An 18,169-nucleotide genomic window follows, 5' to 3' on the forward strand; every position below is an offset into this window, starting at 1 on the left:
GGCGCTTTATTTTTGCCTGCACAGTCCAAAAAGTGACGTGCAAATTGGCTGCACGTTTACATAAGTTTATTATTTATCAACGTTTTTTGTGCGTTATGCCACAAAATCGGCGTCAGCGATGGGGCAAAGTGACTTCGATAAAAGATATTTATTAACATAGTGAGAAAATTGATTTTGCACTCGGCGATGGCCTGATGATACTTGCCCGCAAAGGTCAAACTAACCAGAAAAAAGAGCACTATGAGCTTCGAATCAGACAAGCGTTTCAACGACTTCAAACATTTTCCCCGTGGCCTGCGTCGCAGTGGTGAATTCACTGTGGCCGAAGCGGACAGTCTGGAAAAGTATGGTACCGCCATGCTGGCACTCTACCAGGGCAACCTTGCACCCCGTGACGATGTCGAGTCAGCCTTCGTCGAGCAGGTCAAATCCGGCGAAGCCGGTGCCAACCCCCATGCCAAGGTGTGGTTCAAATACCTCAAGGTGATCGGTCCCAAGCGCGTTCATCGCCTCTGCACCGTCGTTGGCGGCGCCAGCGAAGAGAGCAGCGGTGGCGGCAGCTTTGATGTCGGTGGTGGCAGCGGCGGTGGCAGTGACGAGTCCATCGATTAATGGATACCGAGCTGCTTCGGACCTTTATCGAGGTGAGCAAGACCCGGCATTTTGGCCGGGCTGCTGAAAATCTCTACCTGACCCAGTCGGCGGTGAGTTTCCGGATCCGCCAGCTAGAGCAGCAACTGGGTGTCAGTCTGTTTGCCCGTCATCGCAACAACATCCGCCTGACCGCCTCCGGTGAGCGTCTGCTGCCCTACGCAGACGCCATCTTGCACACCCTTGGTCGCGCCAAGCAGGATGTGGCGCTCTCGCCGGGATTCAGCCAGCAGTTGGCTATCGGCGCGCCCGCGGTGTTCTGGGAGCTCGATTTCAACGACTGGCTCAATCATATCTATGCGCTGGCGCCCGGTTTGGCGGTGCGGCTGGAAACAGCCTCCCGCGAGCACCTCTGCCGCCAGTTGCTGGAGCGTTCCCTCGATCTGGCCCTGCTCTCCGAACCCACCAAGATCGACGAGATTGCCCTGCATCCCATCGGTGAGCTGGTGTTCGAGCTGGTGAGCCGGGATCCGGCTGCCAATGCGGACAACCTGATGCAGATGCCGCACATCCACCTCGACTGGGGCACCAGCTTCGAGCCGCAACCCAGCCGCTTGCAGAGCCTGCAAAAGACCCCGGTGCTGCACTCCAGCTCAGCCAGCATGGCGTTGCAGTTCGTGCTGGCCAACGGTGGTGCTGCCTACCTGCCACGGCGGATGGTCAGCCCCTTCCTCGAGAAGGGGGCGCTCCATCTGGTGGAGGGGGGCCAGCCGCTGAGCCGCCCGCTCTATCTCGCCTATCTGGAGAAATCCGATCGCCGGGAGCTGATCGATCAGTTGCTGACCCTGCCACTGGGTTGGCACGATGCCGAGCTGCGTCTCAACGTCGAATAAGCGTCGAGTGTTATCTAAGGAAGAGCCCACCCCACGGTGGGCTCTTCTGTTTGGGGAAAATTGCAGGGAGCGAGGTCACGTAATTGGCGCGGGAGGCTTGGCGTCATCGGCCTGTAACGGTACCTTTTCAGGCTGTTTATCCGATTGAGCACTGACAGGGATGGATTGTAATTGATCGACTTTAGTCACCCCGAATGGCGGGCGCTGGCGCAGCAGTTGCTGAGCCACTCACCTGTGGTGATCCGTGGCCGCCAGTGGCAACCGCTGGTGGGCCTGCTCAAGGATAACCAGCTGCTGCTCGCCCATGGCAGCCACAGCTATGAGCTCACCCCGGCCGGGCGGCGCTATCTCACCCGCGAGCTGATGCTGGCCGAGATCGCCACCGCTCCTCCCGAGCCCGAGGAGTGGTTGCATGCTCAGGGCTGGCAATTGGGGGAGCAGATCAACGAACGGGTGCTGGCGGCGCTCTATCGCAAGAGCGAGGTGAACTTCACCCCCAACGAGCAGATCGATTTCGAGGACAAGGGGATCCGGCTCTGCGCCGATCAGCTGTTGCGCTTGCGCGCAGCCCAGCCGTTCAGCCTCTTTTTTAGCGGCGGCACCCTGATCGACGCAGGCCCTTGGTTGCAGGCGCTGGGGGAGGTGGCCCTGCCCGAGCGCACCCTGGCGGGTCTTGGCAAGATCCTGTGGGGGGAGGGGAGTATCGAGCGGGTGATCACCACAGACAGCGTCGGCGCCTTTGCCGAGATGCCCCTTGATGCTGGCACCTTGCTGGTGTGGGCTCCCCCATCGGCTCCTCTGGCCTTGCAGCAGGTGGTGGCCGCCTTGCCCCCCAATGTGCTGTGGAGTCATCTCACCGCCCTCGACCCTGCCGGGGTGGATCGGCTGCAGGCGCTGGCCCAGCGCTTGGGTCGTCCGGCCAGCTGGTGGCTGCCCCGTGATCTGGCCCCCATTCTCAGTGCGTATGCCCAACCTTTGACCGAGGCTAGGCCGTGGGAACCGAGCCGGATCCCCAAGTCATTGTTAGCAGTTTGTAGCGGTTTGGTTGAGTCCAATGGTGGCTTGTCGGCCGAGGTGTGCGCACTGGCGCCAGCGTGGCATGCCGTTGGTTGAAATTGGTCTGAAAGCGAGCCAAAAAGCGGTTTTCCCTCATTGAACGCGGTGATATAAAGAGTTGACGAAGCGCTCGCCAGATGAGCGCTTTTGTTTATCAAGCCGCTTTGCCACCCAACGAACTCAACGGAATACAGGGAATACCATGTTTGAAAAGGTTGTTGCCGCCCCAGCGGATCCGATCCTGGGCCTGACCGAAGCCTTCCGCGCTGACTCTCGCAGCCACAAGATCAATCTGGGCGTAGGGATCTACAAGGACGAGTCCGGTGCCACCCCCATTCTTCACTGTGTCAAGAAAGCCGAGCAGAAGCTGCTGACCGACGAGAAGACCAAGAACTACCTCGGTATTGAAGGCAATATCGAATATGGCCGCATCGTGCAGCAACTGCTGTTCGGGCAGCACTCTGCGCTGGTTGCCAGTGGCCGTGCCAAGACAGCCCAAGCGCCGGGCGGTACCGGTGCCCTGCGTATCGCGGCCGAATTCGTGGTGCGCAACGGTCTGGCCAAGACCATCTGGATTTCCGATCCCACCTGGGCCAACCACGTCAGCGTGTTCCAGGCCGCGGGCCTGACCGTCAAGTGGTACAAGTACTACGACGCCGCCACCAAGGGACTCGACTTTGCCGCTATGCAGGCCTCGCTGGCCGAAGTGCAGCCGGGTGAGCTGGTGCTGCTGCACGGTTGCTGCCACAACCCGACCGGTATCGACCCCACTAGCGATCAGTGGCGCGCACTGGCCAAGCAGAGTGCGGCCGCCGGCTGGTTGCCGCTGTTTGACTTTGCCTATCAGGGTTTTGCCCGTGGTATCGAAGAGGATGCCGAAGGTCTGCGCATCTTCGCCGAGTGCCATGACGAGCTGCTGGTGGCGAGCTCTTTCTCCAAGAACTTCGGCCTCTATAACGAGCGGGTCGGCGCCTTCACGCTGGTCAGCGCGACCAAGGAGATCGCCGATGTGGCCTTCACTCAGGTCAAGACCGTGATCCGTGCCAACTACTCCAACCCGCCGTCACACGGTGCCGCTGTGGTCACCGCCGTGGTGAGCGATCCGGCTCTCTATGCCGAGTGGGTCGAAGAAGTGGCCGCCATGCGGGTGCGTATTCGCGAGATGCGCGAATTGCTGGTAGAGAAGCTGGCTGCCCTCGGCGTGAGCCAGGATTTCAGCTTTATCCGCGAGCAGAACGGCATGTTCTCCTTCTCCGGCCTCACCAAGGATCAGGTGGAGCGCCTCAAGAGCGAATTTGCCATCTACATCGTCGGCTCAGGCCGGATCAGCGTCGCCGGTATTACCCGCGCCAATATCGATCCCCTGTGCGAGGCCATTGCCAAGGTGCTGTAATCGCATCGCCTGATGCTCTGGCACTATGCAGCACTATGCCATGAAAAAGCCCGTCACCTTGGTGACGGGCTTTTTTGATCGCCAACGGCTGATCGTCAAACGATGGGAAGGTGGGCTCACTGGTGGCGGGCACCTTGCCACAGTTTGCGCAGTTGCAGCAGCAGCGCGGTCAGGGCGCCGCCGCTCAGGGCGGTGAGTACCGCCAGCAGCAGGCTGCCGAGCAGGAAGGGGGGCACCAGGGTCGCAGCCTCCTGCTCCAGCCAGTGGAGGGTCCAGTTGAGGTGGAAAGGCTCCGGCGTCTGGTGCAGTACCAGACAACCGGTGCGATAGGCGTAGAGATACATGAACGGCAAAGTCAGCGGATTGTTGAACCAGACCGCCAGCAGCGCCAGCGGCAGGTTGAGGCTGAATGCCAGCGCCAGACCGACTGCGATGAGCGAGTGCATCGGGATGGGGAACCAGCAGGCGAAGATCCCGGCCGCCACCGCGCCGCTCAGGGCGCGGGTGCCCCCTTGCCAGAGGGCAGGGGCAAGCAGTCGCTCACCAAACAGGGCAAACCACTTCTGCTGGCGCAGGGTATCGGGATCGAGCTTGAAGCGGGCAAACCAGCGACTCAGCATGGGCGGGCCATCTTGCGTTTTTGCCACTGGCGCACCGTGCTGATCCGCCAGAAGGTACGGATCAGGGTGTAGCCGATAAGGGAACTGAGCAGGGCCAGGATCAGCGAGCCCAGCAACAGCGGCGGTGCCACTGTGCCCAGTACCGAGACCAGCCACTCCCAGGTGAACTCAATCTCTATCTGCTGCGCCGAATGTCCCAGCAACTGGCAACCTACCAGATAGGCGCCATAGAGCAGGGGCGGCATGGTAAAGGGGTTGGAGAGCCAGACCAGCGCCACCGAGAGCGGCAGATTGACCCGGCACAGGATGGCGCCACCGGCGGCCAGCAGCATCTGGCAGGGGAGCGGCACCCAGGCCATGAAGAGGCCCACCGCAAATGCCCCGGCAGCCGAGCGGCGGTTGAGGTGCCAGAGGTTGGCATCGAGCAGCAGTTTGCCGAACAGCCGCAGGTGCTTGTGTTCTTTCAGGGTTTGCTGATCGGGCATCCAGCGTTTAATGAGTCGTTTGGGCATATTGAAACCTTGCTAAATACTTGCTCCATGGATCTACGTCTGTTGTCGTTTGCCCTGGGGGCAAGCTCCTCACTGCTCTGGCCATGGTTACCTTCACTCGCATGGGGGGGCCTGTTGCTGTCTCTGCTGATCCCCCTTGCATATTGCCGTGCCTGGCGGTGGCTGTTTCTCCTGCTCGGCATCCTCTGGATGCAGGCCAATCTTGCCTATCGGCTGGCCTGGCTGGAGCGGTTGGGCGATCAGACGAGCCACATGATAACCGCAGAGCTGCAAAGTGCAGAGCCCGAGGGGGATAAATTTGTCCGGCTGCTGCTGCGGGTGAGCACCCTCGACGAGCAACCGGTGACACCTGAGCCCCTGATCCGGGTCAATGCCTATCAGGCATTACCCGCCATGACAGTGGGCAGCCGTATCACCCTGGTGACCTCGTTGAAACCGGCTCACGGTCTGGCCAACGAGGCGGGGCTGGATGGGCGGCGTCTGCTGCTGGGCAAGGGGATCACCGCCACCGGCAATTTGCGCCGGGTGATAGATATTCAACAGGCACCTGCGGGGTGGCGCGAACGCTGGTTGGGCGCGGCGACCGAGAGTTGGCGTCCGCTTGATTATGCTCCCTTGCTGGCGGCGCTCACTTTTGGCGAGCAGAGTGGCATCACGGATGCCCAGTGGGAGCTGTTTCGCGGCAGCGGCCTGACCCATATCATCGCCATTTCAGGGCAGCACATTGCGCTGGTGGCGGTGCTCGGGTGGTGGCTGGGCAGGTTGTTTGGCCTGCGCGGCGCCATCATCACCTCCCTGCTGTTTGCCGCCGTCTACAGCGCGTTGGCAGGGTTTGCGGTAGCCACCGAGCGGGCCCTGATCATGGTGCTGGTGTGGAGTGTGCTGCGCTGGAGTCGGCGGGAGTGGCCGGCCTGGCGCATCTGGCTGTGGGCCTTTGTGGTATTGACCCTCTGGGATCCCTTCGCCCTCTATTCGGCCGGCTTCTGGCTTTCGTTTCTGGCGGTGGCCATCTTGCTGCTGGTGGGATATGTCCACGACAAGCCGGGGCTCTGGCAGATCCAGCTCTGGCTGTTGCTCGGTCTGCTGCCGCTGCAACTGGCGTTGTTTGAGGGGATAGCGCCCCTTGCCATGGTGATCAACCTGTTGGCTGTGCCGCTCTTTTGTATCGCCATCATCCCGCTGGCCCTGATCGGTGTGCTGCTGGCGCCGCTCTCCACCTCGCTTGCCTATGTCCTGTTCTGGCTGGCGGATCTGGGGCTCGGGTGGGTGCTGACGATCCTGAATTGGCTTTCCGATCAACTGCAACTGTGGTGGCCACTACCCGGCTGGTGGCTGCCACTCTGCACCTTGCTGTTGCTGCTCTGGTTCGCCGCGCAGTGGCGCCCGGCACGCGGGCTCTGGCTACCGGGTCTGTGTGCGCTGTTATTGGCGCTCTGGCCAACGCCTGTCCGCTGGCAACTGCGTGTGCTGGATGTGGGGCAGGGGCTGGCGGTGCTGATCAGCAAGGGGGAGCGTGCCATCCTTTATGACACCGGTGATCGCTATCCCGGAGGCTACAACATGGCGGATGCGGTGATCCTGCCCCAGCTAAGCCATTTGGGGATCCGGGTGATTGATCGCCTCATCATCAGCCACAAGGATCGGGACCATGCCGGCAATCGCAAGCGACTGCTCAGCGCCATGCCGGTGCGTCACGAGCTCTCCTCTTATCCCTTCAGTGAGGGAACGACGCTCTGCCAGCGTGGGCAACAGTGGCGCTGGCAGGGGCTCTCGTTTGCAGTGCTCTGGCCAGAACGCCCCGGTGGCGGGCGCAATAACGATGGCTGCGTGGTGCGCATCAGCGATGGCGAGCGCAGCGTGCTACTGAGCGCAGATATCGAGCGGCAAGCCGAGCAGCGGCTGGTGGCGCTGGAGGGGGAGGGGTTGGCCAGCACCTTGCTGGTGAGCCCCCATCATGGCAGTCGCACCTCCTCCACGCCCCCTTTTGTTGCGGCGGTAGCGGCGCAGGAGGTGATCCACAGCGCCGGCTTTATGAATCAGTGGGGCTTTCCCCGTCCCGATGTAGTGGCCCGCTATCGGGATGCCCGCCAGTGGATCACCGGTCAGCAAGGGGCGATGCTGGTCGAACCCACCGCAGCGGGCTTGAGCGTCACCGCCGAGCGAGATCTGGGGCCTTGGTACCGGCGCAGTGGCGAGTGGTGGAGACCGCGAGTGTGGTTTGAGCAATAATCCGCCATTTCTGCCGTGTAGGAATGCGATATAGGTGGCGGCGCTTGGTGTAAGCCTGCGCTTTGGCTAGAATAGCCCGTCATTTCCATTACTAACGGCTATTCATGCAACAAGAAACCTCACAAGAGAGCTGGCCAGTATTCAAACGCCTGCTCGGTTATGTCCGTGATCGCAAGCTGGGCCTGGTCGGTGGCATCATCGGGATGCTGGGCTACGCCGCCGTGGATACCACCTTTGTCTACTCCATCAAGCCGCTGATCGATCAGGGCATCAATGGCAACGACAGCACCGTTCTGAAATGGATGCCCTTCTTCGTCCTCGGCATCGTGGCCCTGCGCGGTGTCGCCAACTTTCTCTCCAACTACTGCATGGCCTGGGTCGGCAACCACGTTGTGATGCGTCTGCAACAGCAGGTGTTCAATCACATGGTGGCAATGCCGATGAGCTTCTTCGACCGTCAGAACACCGGTCATCTGCTCTCCAAGGTGACCTATGACGCCAGTCAGGTCTCCTCGGCGGCGAGCACCACGCTGGTGACCCTGGTGCGGGAAGGGGCGACCGTGGTCGGCCTGCTCGGCCTGATGTTCTGGCACTCCTGGCAGCTGTCGGTGATTTTCCTGGTGGTTGGCCCACTGGTGGGGGTCATCATCGGCCTTATCAGCCGCCGTTTCCGCCAGATCAGCCGTCACATCCAGCAGGCGGTAGGGGATATCACCACCTCCACCGAGCAGATGCTCAAAGGGCACAAAGAGGTGCTGATGTTTGGTGGCCAGAAGGTGGAAGAGAAACGCTTCTTCCAGGTCAGCAACAACATGCGCCAGCAAACCATGAAGATGGTCGCCGCCGATGCCATCGGCAGCCCTGTGGTGCAGATGGTGGCCTCCATCGCGCTGGCTGCCTTCCTCTATGTAGCTACCATCGACAGTGTGCGCAGCGAGCTGACTGCCGGTACGTTTACCGTCATGATCACCTCCATGATGATGCTGCTCAAGCCGCTGAAAAGCCTGACCGACGTCAACAACCAGTTCCAGCGGGCCATCACCGCCTGCCACAGCCTGTTTGGCCTGCTCGACAGCGAGCCGGAGCAGGATACCGGTACCCGCACTCTGGAACGTGCCCGCGGCGAGATCGAGTTTCGCAACGTCACCTTTACCTACCCGACCAAGGACACCCCGGCGCTGCACAACGTCAGCTTCAAGGTGGAGGCGGGTAAATCGGTGGCGCTGGTGGGCCGTTCCGGCTCTGGCAAGAGTACCATTGCCAGCCTGTTGACCCGTTTCTACGACATCGATCAGGGCGAGATCCTGCTGGACGGCATCAACATCCGCGAATATAAGTTGAGCGAGCTGCGCAAGCAGTACGCGCTGGTCTCCCAGCATGTCCACCTGTTCAACGACTCGGTGGCCAACAACATCGCCTACGCGGCAGAAGACAAATACAGCCGCGACCAGATCGTGCAGGCCGCCCGTATCGCTCACGCCGACGAGTTCGTCAGCAAGATGAGCAACGGGTATGACACTGTGGTTGGCGAGAACGGTGCATCCCTCTCCGGTGGTCAGCGCCAGCGTGTTGCCATTGCGCGGGCTCTGCTGCGCGATGCGCCTGTTTTGCTGCTAGATGAGGCCACCTCGGCTCTCGATACCGAATCCGAGCGCCACATTCAGGCGGCCATCGACGAGCTTTGCAAGGCGCGAACCTCGCTGGTGATCGCCCACCGTCTCTCCACCATCGAGAAGGCAGACGAGATCCTGGTGATCGACGAAGGCCATATCGTCGAGCGCGGAAACCACGAAGCATTGATGGAGCAGCGCGGCACCTATGCCCAGCTGCGCGCCATTCAGTTTGGCAACGCGGGAAGCAAGGCCTGATGCTGGAACGGCTCTGGTATCGCAAAAGTGGCTGGCGCTGGTTGCTGGCCCCCTTTGCCCTGCTGTTTGCCATCATCAGCGGCAGTCGCCGCTACGCCTATCGTCACGGCTGGCGCAAGGGGTATCGCTCCTTCTTGCCGGTGATCGTGGTGGGCAATATTTCGGTCGGGGGCAACGGCAAGACGCCGGTGGTGGTCTGGCTGGTGGAGCAGTTGCAAGCCCGCGGCTATCGCCCCGGGGTGGTGAGCCGTGGTTATGGTGGCAAGGCGCCCCATTACCCCTATCGTCTGGATGAGACCAGCACCACGGCGCAGGCCGGAGATGAGCCGGTGCTGATTGCCCGGCGCTGCGGTTGTCCGGTGGTGGTAGCCCCGAAACGGGCCGACGCGGTACGACTGCTGGAGCAGAGCGGTGAGGTGGATATCATCATCACCGACGATGGTCTGCAGCACTATGCGCTGGCCCGCGACATCGAGCTGGTGGTGGTGGACGGAGCGCGCCGTTTCGGCAATGCCTGCTTGCTGCCCATGGGGCCGCTGCGCGAGCCGGTCACTCGTCTCAAACGGGTGGACGCCATCATCTGCAACGGCGGCGAGCCGGGCAAGGGGGAGTACCCCATGCAACTGGTAGCCGACACCCCGCGCCGGGTGCGCGACGATGCCCCGCTGGCTGCCCCCTTGTCGGGGCCGGTCGATGCGTTGGCTGGGATCGGTCATCCGCCCCGCTTCTTTGCCACCCTCGAAGGGCTCGGCTATCAGCTGGATCAACAGGCCGCCTACGGCGATCATCATCCCTTCGATCGGGATGAGCTGGTGGGGCGCTTTGCCAGCAAGCCGCTGCTGATGACCGAGAAGGATGCGGTCAAGTGCCGCGCGTTTGCCCTCGATAACTGGTGGTATCTGCCGGTCAGTGCCGAGTTGCCTGCTTCTCTGCTCGACACCCTGCTGCACAAGCTGGGGGCGAAGGCAAAGGGCACGACCGGGGCACAAGATTAATCTCTCTCGCCTGAATGGGGGAGAAGTGGACCAATAGCGGTCCCGTATGGAATATCTGGTTGCTCGACATCCATCGCTGGCGTGATGAAGCCGCCAGCGCGACATCGTTGAAGGAGTATCGTTTTGGCTTTGGACATCAAGTTGCTCGACATCATCGCCTGCCCGGTCTGCAAGGGTAAGCTGCATTACAACAAAGCAGTTCATGAGTTGGTCTGCCGCTTCGACAAGCTGGCCTATCCGCTGGAAGAGGGCATCCCAGTGCTGCTGGAGAACCGTGCCCGTCCGCTCAACAGCGATGAGCTGCCGTCATGAGTTTCGTCGTCGTCATTCCGGCCCGCTATGCGTCAACCCGCCTGCCGGGCAAGCCGCTGGCTGATATCCATGGCAAGCCCATGGTGCAACACGTGGTGGAGAAAGCCCTGCAATCGGGTGCCGATCGGGTGATCGTTGCCACCGATGACGAGCGGGTACAGCAGGCACTGCAGAGCACCGGCGTCGAGGTGTGCATGACCTCACCGGATCACCAGTCCGGCACCGAGCGTCTGGCCGAAGTGTGCCGTCACTACGGCTTTGCCGCCGATACCATCATCGTCAATGTGCAGGGGGATGAGCCGCTCATTCCGCCCGCCATCATTCGTCAGGTAGCGGATAATCTGGCCGCCGCCACGGCGCCGATGGCGACCCTGTCGGTGCCGATCCAGGATGCCGAAGAGGCGTTCAACCCGAACGCAGTGAAAGTGGTGACTGACAAGGATGGCTACGCCCTCTACTTCAGTCGCGCCAGCATTCCCTGGGATCGGGATCGCTTTGCCAACAGTCACGAGCAGATTGGTGACCACTACCAGCGTCATATCGGTATCTACGCCTATCGCGCCGGCTTTATCCAGCGTTACGTAGACTGGGCACCGAGCGTGCTGGAGCAGGTCGAGGCACTGGAGCAACTGCGGGTGCTCTGGTACGGGGAGAAGATCCATGTCGCCCAGGCCCTTGAAGCGCCGCCGGTCGGGGTGGATACCCAGGCCGATCTGGAGAAGGTGCGCGCCTTTTTGGCCAAGTGATGGCCACAGCACTAACGTCATGAAAAACGGTGTCGCAAGGCACCGTTTTTTGTTTTGAAATTTTATATAATTATTTGATTTTAAACGCTAAACATGGGTTTTCTCAAACTTTTGGCGTGCATGGTTTGCCAAAGCGACGAGTTTGGTTATGATGCAAGACGCCCTGTTAACCCTAACCGGGCGGCTAAAACGAGATAAAACGGGGTGTTTGGGTGATAAATGTATTCCTGGTCGATGATCATGAGCTGGTGCGTACAGGGATAAGACGCATTCTTGAAGATGTGCGCGGGATCAAGGTGGTGGGTGAGGCACAGAGCGGCGAGACCGCAGTTACGTTCTGTCGCCAACACCATCCGGACGTGATCCTGATGGACATGAACATGCCGGGTATTGGTGGTCTGGAAGCGACCCGCAAAATTCTGCGGATCCGCCCCGATGTGCGCATCATAGTGCTGACCATTCATTCAGAAAATCCGTTCCCCACCAAGGTGATGCAGGCCGGCGCCGCCGGTTACCTGACCAAGGGGGCAGCCCCCGACGAGATGATCCAGGCGATCCGGTTGGTGCACTCCGGTCAGCGCTACATCTCCCCGGAGATTGCCCAGCAGATGGCCCTCAGCCAGTTTGCCTCCGCTGACGAGAATCCCTTCAAGTCCCTCTCCGAGCGCGAGCTGCAGATCATGATGATGATCACCAAGGGGCAGAAGGTGACTGATATCTCCGAGCAGCTCAACCTGAGCCCGAAGACGGTCAACAGCTACCGCTATCGGCTGTTCAGCAAGCTGGGGATCAACGGTGACGTGGAACTGACCCATCTGGCCATTCGCTATGGCATGCTGGATGCCGATACCCTCTAATCGGGTGGCGTGTGGTCACAAAGGCGGCGCGTGCCGCCTTTTTGCTTTTCTGCCCTTTTGCTTTTCAGGCGGCGGGGGCAGTATGCTCTGCCCGTCAATTTTTGCCTTTGTGTGAGCCGAGTAGCTGATGATCCTCTCTCCCGAACCTCTCTTCGACAGCAAGGCGTTTCTGAGCGCCGTCACCCATCAAAGTGGCGTCTACCGCATGTATGACAGCGGTGGCACCGTGATCTACGTGGGCAAGGCCAAGGATCTGAAAAAGCGGCTCGCCTCCTACTTTCGCACCAACGTCGACAGCATCAAGACTCGCACCCTGGTGCGACAGATCGCCGATATCCAGGTCACCGTCACCCACACCGAGACTGAGGCGCTGATCCTCGAGCACAACCTGATCAAGCAGTACCAGCCCCGTTACAACGTGCTGCTGCGGGACGACAAATCCTACCCCTGGATCATCATCACCGCGCACCAGCATCCACGCATCGGCGTCCATCGCGGTGCCCGCAAGGTGAAGGGGGAGTACTTCGGCCCGTACCCCTCTGGCGGCGCGGTGCGCGAGAGTTTGCATCTGATGCAGAAAATATTTCCGGTGCGTCAGTGCGAAGATGCGGTCTATGCCAACCGCACCCGTCCCTGCCTGCTCTACCAGCTCAAGCGTTGCGCTGGCCCTTGTGTTCCTGGACTGGTGAGCGAAGCCGAATATGCCCAGCAGGTGGAGCTGGCCAAGCTGTTTCTGGCGGGCAAGAACCAGCAGGTGATTGGCGAGCTGGTTGGCAAGATGGAGTCTGCCAGCGGCGATCTGCGCTTTGAAGAGGCGGCCCGCTATCGGGATCAGATCCTGGCGCTGCGCCGGGTCACCGAACAGCAGTCGGTGAGCGGCAACGTACTGGACGAGCTGGATGTGGTGGGGGTCGCCTTCCAGCAAGGTGCGGCCTGCATTCACGTGCTCTTTATCCGTCAGGGCAAGGTGCTCGGCTCGCGCAGCTACTTCCCGAAAGTGCCGGCTGACACCCCGCTTGACGAGGTGGTGCAATCCTTCCTGCTGCAGTTCTATCTGTCGGGGCAGGGGGGGCGGCAGATCCCGAGCGAGGTGCTGCTCGATGTGGCCCTTGAGGACGAAAGCGTCATCGCCGAGACTCTGAGCCAGACCGCAGGCTACAAGGTGCGGGTGGTGAGCCGTACCCGCGCCGAACGGGCCCGCTTTATCAAGCTCGCCTCTATCAACGCCGAGACGGCGCTGCGCTCGCGGCTGGCTCACAAGAGCACCATCACCGCCCGCTACGACCAGCTGGAAGAGCTGCTGGAGCTGGAGCGCCCCATCGCCCGCATGGAGTGTTTCGATATCTCCCACACCATGGGGGAGCGCACCGTGGCCTCTTGCGTGGTGTTCAACCGGGAGGGGCCGCTCTCATCGGAATATCGTCGTTTCAATATCGACGGTATCACTGGCGGTGATGACTACGCGGCGATGGAGCAAGCGCTGGAGCGCCGCTTTGGCAAGCAGCAGGAGCCGGACAAGGTGCCGGACGTGCTGTTTATTGACGGTGGCCTCGGTCAGTTGCGCCGCGCCGAAGAGATCCTGGCCCGTCAGCTGGAGTTTCTCGGCGGTAAATATCCGCTGCTGGTGGGGATTGCCAAGGGGGTCACCCGCAAGGCGGGGTTGGAAACTCTCATCATGGGGGAGAGCCACGAAGAACTGCATTTGCCGGCAGATATGCCCGCTTTGCACCTTATTCAGCATATTCGCGATGAATCCCACCGTTTTGCCATTACTGGCCATCGGGCCAGACGGGCCAAGGCCCGCACCAGCAGCACGCTGGAGGATATTCCGGGGGTGGGGCCAAAGCGGCGGCAGGCGCTGCTCAAATATCTGGGCGGCCTGCAGGAGGTCAAAAAGGCGAGCGTGGATGAACTGGCCAAGGTACCCGGCATCAGTCAGGAGCTGGCCCAGACCATCCACGATGGCTTGCACAGCGCCTGAGCAGGGTTAGCAGCATGGCAAAATCGCTAACTCCTTGATGCACAAGAGCCGTGACGCGGGGGGGCCGTAAATGCCATAATGGCCCTCGCATTTTGAGAAGATTGATGGATTAAAAAGACCAAGACGGGCGCCAGTGCGGTTGCATCGCAAATCGGCTTTGGCGCACTATGTAGCGACGTACAAGAAGTGGCTGAAAATAATGACAAATATACCTAACCTGTTGACGTTTTTCCGGATTTTGCTCATTCCCGTCTTCGTCATCCTGTTCTATCTGCCTTATCAATGGTCCTATCTGGCTGCCGCCATCATCTTTATTCTGGCCGCTGCCACCGACTGGTTTGATGGCTATCTGGCTCGCAAGCTCAATCAGTCCACCGCCTTTGGCGCCTTCCTTGACCCGGTTGCCGACAAGATCATGGTCGCCGCCGCACTGGTGGTTATCGTCGAACACTACAACACCATCTGGGTGACCATCCCCGCCATGACCATGATTGGCCGCGAGATCATCATCTCCGCCCTGCGTGAGTGGATGGCTGAGCTCGGCAAACGCTCCTCGGTGGCGGTCAGCTGGATTGGCAAGTGGAAGACCATGATCCAGATGGTGTCGCTCACCGGTCTTATCTGGCAATACAACGTCTGGATGGTATGGCTCGCCTATGTGATGCTCTATGTCGCCACCGTGCTCACCTTCTGGTCGATGTTCCAGTACATGAAGGCGGCCTGGGGCGATTTGACCCACCACGCCAACCTGTGAGTCACTTGCGCCGCAAGGTGAGGTTTCCGCTGATTTGAGGCAGGAAACGGCCAAAGGCGCTAAAACTGTTCAAAAAGGGCAAAAAATGCCCGAACGATCAGGTAATTAAATATTTCTGGTTGACTGGGCGAGGAACATCGCTAGAATGCGTCCTCGTAGTCAGGCAGTCAGCCAGACCAATGCGGGAATAGCTCAGTTGGTAGAGCACGACCTTGCCAAGGTCGGGGTCGCGAGTTCGAGTCTCGTTTCCCGCTCCAAATTCAGACAATAGAGAGCCAACTCTCTTTTGCATGGCGCGTTAGCAAAGCGGTTATGCAGCGGATTGCAAATCCGTTTAGTCCGGTTCGACTCCGGAACGTGCCTCCATATTGACAAGCCCGCCACGCGAGCTTGATACCGATTGCGGTGCCCGAGTGGTGAAATCGGTAGACACAAGGGATTTAAAATCCCTCGACGTTCGCGTCGTGCCGGTTCGATTCCGGCCTCGGGCACCATTAAAATCAAAGAGTTACAGAAGGCCACTAGATATAGTGGCCTTTTCTTTTGCCTAAATGGCGCCAAAGTGGCGACAGCGCTTTTTTAAGTGGTTCACCCTTCCTGTCATGTGGAGTAACAGGATCTTCTTGTAGGATGCAGCTCTGCCTGACGGCGCACTTCATGCGGCGACTTTCCCTGGCCATGTTTCGGTGTGCTGTCAGACAGAAATGAGAATGGCCCCACATTGTGGGGCCATTCTCGGATCCAGTTATCACTCCTGCGTTTCTTCTAGCTGCACGTCGATATTCTTCTTCTGGGTGGCATTGCCGTTGGTGAACGATGTTATCGTCTGCTCGTTTTGGACCATGCACACCTGTATTCCGTTGCGTAGTCTACAGACCAAGGCATAAGCCTGTAATCAGAACCGGTACTCGATATGGAAGGTATGGCTGTCCAGCCCCGGGTTCTTGTCATACATATAGGCGTTGGACATGTGCTCATACTGATAGCCGATCAGCCAATTCTTGGTGATGGCGTAACCGAGGCCGATACCCAGAGTGAACTGGAAGGGGCCGCCGTAATCCTTGTAGCCGTGGCCGCGGGTACCAAATTGATGCTGATTGAGCCAGACCATTTCGCCGGGGAGCCAGGTCACCCAGTTACCCCATTGGCATTCGATACGGGCGCCGCCCCCCAGTCTGGCGGTCTCTTCATCTTCTACCTTGAGCGTACCGGCACGTACCCCCAGCCCAAATTGACAGCCTGAGTCTCCCCAGCGCCAGAACATGTGGTGGAACTTGGCGTCGGCGATGTTGATGTCGAGCTTTTCATTGCTGAAGGCCTTGCCAAGCTGCAGTACCACGACATTGTCATTTGCCATTGCAGACGGACTGGCCAGCAGTGCTGTCAGCAGGCCGATCCTTGATAGAGTGTTAGCGTCCATGCCCCCTCCCGATCCTTGTTGTCATCCTGGTGATCCTGTTGATCACCCTTCAGGCATAGTCAATCGACGCGCTCCCTGTCAATGCATGGTCACTCGGTAAAAAATTAAATATTTATGAAAAATCAACTATCTGTGATGGTCTGATGTGATTTGGCGGGCGCGACTGCGGGAGATGAAAAAGCCCTTCACCATGGTGAAGGGCTTTTTGCTATCTGGCGTTACCCGCCCGGTTTGGCGTGCAGGCTCAGTAGCCCTGCTGGTGCACGTCCATCACGGCGCGGCCGGAGGGATCTGCCATCTCCTTGAACTTGGCATCCCACTCCAGCGCGGTGGGGGTGGAGCAGGCGACCGACTTGCCGTAGGGCACGGTACGGGCGGCGGCTTCCAGCGGGAAGTGCTCGTCGAAGATGGCGCGGTAGAAGTAGGCCTCCTTGGTGAGCGGGGTGTTGATGGGGAAGCGGAATGCGGCCGCCTCGAACATCTGATCCGTCACCTCTTGTTCTACCATGGCTTTTAGGCTGTCGATCCACGAATAACCCACGCCGTCGGAGAACTGCTCCTTCTGACGCCATGCCACTTCGTGGGGCAGCAGATCTTCGAACGCTTCGCGCAGGATGTGCTTCTCGATCTTGCCCTTGCCGCACATCTTGTCGGCAGGTTGCAAACGCATCGCCACGTCCATGAACTCCTTGTCGAGGAAGGGCACGCGACCCTCCACCCCCCAGGCGGCCATCGATTTGTTGGCGCGCAGGCAGTCATAGAGGTGCAAAGAGGCGAGCTTGCGCACGTTCTCTTCGTGGAACTCGCGGGCGTTGGGCGCCTTGTGGAAGTAGAGATAGCCACCGAACAGCTCGTCTGAGCCTTCGCCGGAGAGCACCATCTTGATCCCCATCGCCTTGATGTAGCGGGCCATCAGATACATGGGCGTGGAGGCGCGGATGGTGGTGACGTCATAGGTTTCGAGGTGATAGATGACGTCCCGCAGGGCATCCAGACCCTCCTGCACGGTGAAGTGGATCTGGTGGTGGATGGTGCCGAGGTGATCGGCCACTTTACGGGCGGCGGCGAGATCCGGCGACCCTTCCAGACCGACGGCAAAGGAGTGCAGTTGCGGCCACCAGGCTTCGCTCTTGCCATCGTCCTCGATGCGGCGCGCCGCATAGAGCTTGGTAATGGCGGAGATGACGGAGGAGTCCAGCCCACCTGAGAGCAGCACGCCATAAGGCACGTCACACATCAGCTGGCGTTTGACCGCGGCTTCCAGCGCGGCTTTCAGCTCGGCCTTGTCGCTGACGTTGTGCTCGACCGCGCTGTATTCCATCCAGTCGCGCTTGTACCACTGTTTTAGCTCGCCATCCTTGCTCCAGAGGTAGTGTCCCGGCGGGAAGGTTTCGACGCTCTTGCAGACCGGCACCAGCGCCTTCATCTCGGAGGCGACATAGAAGTTGCCGTGCTCGTCGCGGCCGGTATAGAGGGGGATGATTCCCATGTGGTCGCGACCAATCAGGTAGGCATCCTGTTCGGCGTCATAAAGAATGAAGGCAAAGATGCCGTTGAGATCGTCGAGAAACGCCGGGCCCTTCTCCTTGTAGAGGGCCAGCAGCACTTCACAGTCGGATTTGGTCTGGAACTGGAAGTCGACCTTGAGGGTTTTCTCCAGCTCTTTGTGGTTGTAGATCTCGCCGTTGACCGCCAGCACATGGGTGCGTTCGGGGTTGTAGAGCGGCTGGGCGCCATTGCCCGGGTCGACGATGGCCAGACGCTCATGCACCAGAATGGCTTTGTCTGAGCTGTAGACGCCGGACCAGTCAGGCCCGCGGTGACGCAGTCGCTTGGACATCTCCAGCGCCGATTTGCGCAGGGCAACTGCATCGGACTTGATATCCAGAATGCCGAAAATTGAACACATTGGCGGTAATCCTCTTGATTTTTATATGAGCCC

At 59.9% G+C, this 18,169-nt stretch carries 16 protein-coding genes and 3 tRNA genes; 15 read left to right on the forward strand and 4 right to left on the reverse strand.

Going from position 1 to position 18,169, the window contains the following annotated elements; genetic code table 11:
- The first annotated feature begins 240 nt into the window (after window positions 1-240).
- From OKC42_RS02780 to OKC42_RS02795, 4 genes are all read left to right on the forward strand, one after another.
- A complete protein-coding gene (locus OKC42_RS02780; RefSeq protein ID WP_005350885.1) occupies window positions 241-612 on the forward strand; it encodes a DUF413 domain-containing protein in 372 nt (123 codons plus the stop codon).
- Entirely contained in the window at window positions 612-1,484 is an 873-nt protein-coding gene (hdfR, locus tag OKC42_RS02785; protein ID WP_005337525.1) for an HTH-type transcriptional regulator HdfR, read from the forward strand. Before OKC42_RS02780 ends, hdfR begins: the two co-directional genes overlap by 1 nt.
- Window positions 1,485-1,655: 171 nt before the next feature.
- The gene (locus tag OKC42_RS02790; protein ID WP_162518375.1) at window positions 1,656-2,597 is read left to right on the forward strand and encodes a hypothetical protein; all 942 of its coding nucleotides are present in this window, start codon (window positions 1,656-1,658) and stop codon (window positions 2,595-2,597) included.
- Window positions 2,598-2,742: 145 nt separating this feature from the next.
- Window positions 2,743-3,933: an amino acid aminotransferase gene (locus tag OKC42_RS02795; RefSeq protein WP_005350888.1), complete on the forward strand. Its 1,191-nt coding sequence runs from the start codon at window positions 2,743-2,745 to the stop codon at window positions 3,931-3,933.
- Between the two features lie 116 nt (window positions 3,934-4,049).
- On the opposite strand, the gene OKC42_RS02800 is transcribed toward OKC42_RS02795, so the two are convergent.
- Window positions 4,050-4,553, reverse strand: a complete 504-nt coding sequence (locus tag OKC42_RS02800) for a DUF2062 domain-containing protein (protein ID WP_139741415.1) — start codon at window positions 4,551-4,553, stop codon at window positions 4,050-4,052.
- On the reverse strand, window positions 4,547-5,065 hold the full coding sequence (locus OKC42_RS02805; RefSeq protein WP_005350890.1) for a DUF2062 domain-containing protein: 519 nt from the start codon (window positions 5,063-5,065) through the stop codon (window positions 4,547-4,549). Before OKC42_RS02805 ends, OKC42_RS02800 begins: the two co-directional genes overlap by 7 nt.
- A 27-nt stretch (window positions 5,066-5,092) precedes the next feature.
- On the opposite strand from OKC42_RS02805, the gene OKC42_RS02810 reads away from it, so the two are divergent.
- The 11 genes from OKC42_RS02810 to OKC42_RS02860 all read left to right on the forward strand — a co-directional run bounded on the left by OKC42_RS02810 (window position 5,093) and on the right by OKC42_RS02860 (window position 15,301).
- On the forward strand, window positions 5,093-7,294 hold the full coding sequence (locus OKC42_RS02810) for a DNA internalization-related competence protein ComEC/Rec2 (protein ID WP_199428410.1): 2,202 nt from the start codon (window positions 5,093-5,095) through the stop codon (window positions 7,292-7,294).
- 104 nt (window positions 7,295-7,398) lie between these two features.
- Window positions 7,399-9,162, forward strand: coding sequence for a lipid A ABC transporter ATP-binding protein/permease MsbA (gene msbA, locus OKC42_RS02815; RefSeq protein WP_157160501.1), 1,764 nt, complete (start codon window positions 7,399-7,401; stop codon window positions 9,160-9,162).
- On the forward strand, window positions 9,162-10,157 hold the full coding sequence (gene lpxK / locus OKC42_RS02820; RefSeq protein ID WP_199428409.1) for a tetraacyldisaccharide 4'-kinase: 996 nt from the start codon (window positions 9,162-9,164) through the stop codon (window positions 10,155-10,157). Before msbA ends, lpxK begins: the two co-directional genes overlap by 1 nt.
- A 123-nt stretch (window positions 10,158-10,280) precedes the next feature.
- Window positions 10,281-10,469 (forward strand): Trm112 family protein, encoded by a 189-nt coding sequence (locus OKC42_RS02825; protein ID WP_005347033.1) that lies wholly within the window; start codon window positions 10,281-10,283, stop codon window positions 10,467-10,469.
- A complete protein-coding gene (kdsB, locus tag OKC42_RS02830; protein ID WP_005337458.1) occupies window positions 10,466-11,215 on the forward strand; it encodes a 3-deoxy-manno-octulosonate cytidylyltransferase in 750 nt (249 codons plus the stop codon). The genes OKC42_RS02825 and kdsB overlap by 4 nt, the downstream gene beginning before the upstream one ends.
- A gap of 212 nt (window positions 11,216-11,427) precedes the next feature.
- Window positions 11,428-12,072, forward strand: coding sequence for a UvrY/SirA/GacA family response regulator transcription factor (uvrY, locus tag OKC42_RS02835; RefSeq protein ID WP_005337448.1), 645 nt, complete (start codon window positions 11,428-11,430; stop codon window positions 12,070-12,072).
- A gap of 127 nt (window positions 12,073-12,199) precedes the next feature.
- Complete coding sequence (uvrC, locus tag OKC42_RS02840; RefSeq protein WP_199428408.1) at window positions 12,200-14,053, forward strand: excinuclease ABC subunit UvrC; 1,854 nt, start codon at window positions 12,200-12,202, stop codon at window positions 14,051-14,053.
- A gap of 199 nt (window positions 14,054-14,252) precedes the next feature.
- Window positions 14,253-14,807 (forward strand): CDP-diacylglycerol--glycerol-3-phosphate 3-phosphatidyltransferase, encoded by a 555-nt coding sequence (gene pgsA / locus OKC42_RS02845; protein ID WP_031227442.1) that lies wholly within the window; start codon window positions 14,253-14,255, stop codon window positions 14,805-14,807.
- A gap of 181 nt (window positions 14,808-14,988) precedes the next feature.
- Window positions 14,989-15,064, forward strand: a tRNA-Gly gene (locus tag OKC42_RS02850).
- A 35-nt stretch (window positions 15,065-15,099) separates the two neighbouring features.
- Window positions 15,100-15,173 (forward strand) — tRNA-Cys (locus OKC42_RS02855).
- 41 nt (window positions 15,174-15,214) lie between these two features.
- Window positions 15,215-15,301, forward strand: a tRNA-Leu gene (locus OKC42_RS02860).
- Between the two features lie 401 nt (window positions 15,302-15,702).
- On the opposite strand, the gene OKC42_RS02865 is transcribed toward OKC42_RS02860, so the two are convergent.
- Together OKC42_RS02865 and asnB are read right to left on the reverse strand one after the other, a co-directional pair.
- The gene (locus OKC42_RS02865) at window positions 15,703-16,227 is read right to left on the reverse strand and encodes an acyloxyacyl hydrolase (RefSeq protein WP_150388906.1); all 525 of its coding nucleotides are present in this window, start codon (window positions 16,225-16,227) and stop codon (window positions 15,703-15,705) included.
- A 244-nt stretch (window positions 16,228-16,471) separates the two neighbouring features.
- A complete protein-coding gene (asnB, locus tag OKC42_RS02870; protein ID WP_005361356.1) occupies window positions 16,472-18,136 on the reverse strand; it encodes an asparagine synthase B in 1,665 nt (554 codons plus the stop codon).
- Window positions 18,137-18,169 lie beyond the last annotated feature (33 nt).

This window comes from Aeromonas sp. Y311-2 (genome assembly GCF_027706025.1).
Taxonomy (GTDB): domain Bacteria; phylum Pseudomonadota; class Gammaproteobacteria; order Enterobacterales; family Aeromonadaceae; genus Aeromonas; species Aeromonas veronii.

Bases quoted from the DNA above. Each gene is read 5' to 3' on its own strand.
- OKC42_RS02865 (WP_150388906.1), bottom strand. From the start codon at position 16,227: ATGGACGCTAACACTCTATCAAGGATCGGCCTGCTGACAGCACTGCTG.
- msbA (WP_157160501.1), top strand. From the start codon at position 7,399: ATGCAACAAGAAACCTCACAAGAGAGCTGGCCAGTATTCAAACGCCTG.
- uvrC (WP_199428408.1), top strand. From the start codon at position 12,200: ATGATCCTCTCTCCCGAACCTCTCTTCGACAGCAAGGCGTTTCTGAGC.
- OKC42_RS02795 (WP_005350888.1), top strand. From the start codon at position 2,743: ATGTTTGAAAAGGTTGTTGCCGCCCCAGCGGATCCGATCCTGGGCCTG.
- hdfR (WP_005337525.1), top strand. From the start codon at position 612: ATGGATACCGAGCTGCTTCGGACCTTTATCGAGGTGAGCAAGACCCGG.
- OKC42_RS02805 (WP_005350890.1), bottom strand. From the start codon at position 5,065: ATGCCCAAACGACTCATTAAACGCTGGATGCCCGATCAGCAAACCCTG.
- OKC42_RS02800 (WP_139741415.1), bottom strand. From the start codon at position 4,553: ATGCTGAGTCGCTGGTTTGCCCGCTTCAAGCTCGATCCCGATACCCTG.
- asnB (WP_005361356.1), bottom strand. From the start codon at position 18,136: ATGTGTTCAATTTTCGGCATTCTGGATATCAAGTCCGATGCAGTTGCC.
- lpxK (WP_199428409.1), top strand. From the start codon at position 9,162: ATGCTGGAACGGCTCTGGTATCGCAAAAGTGGCTGGCGCTGGTTGCTG.
- kdsB (WP_005337458.1), top strand. From the start codon at position 10,466: ATGAGTTTCGTCGTCGTCATTCCGGCCCGCTATGCGTCAACCCGCCTG.
- pgsA (WP_031227442.1), top strand. From the start codon at position 14,253: ATGACAAATATACCTAACCTGTTGACGTTTTTCCGGATTTTGCTCATT.
- OKC42_RS02810 (WP_199428410.1), top strand. From the start codon at position 5,093: ATGGATCTACGTCTGTTGTCGTTTGCCCTGGGGGCAAGCTCCTCACTG.
- OKC42_RS02780 (WP_005350885.1), top strand. From the start codon at position 241: ATGAGCTTCGAATCAGACAAGCGTTTCAACGACTTCAAACATTTTCCC.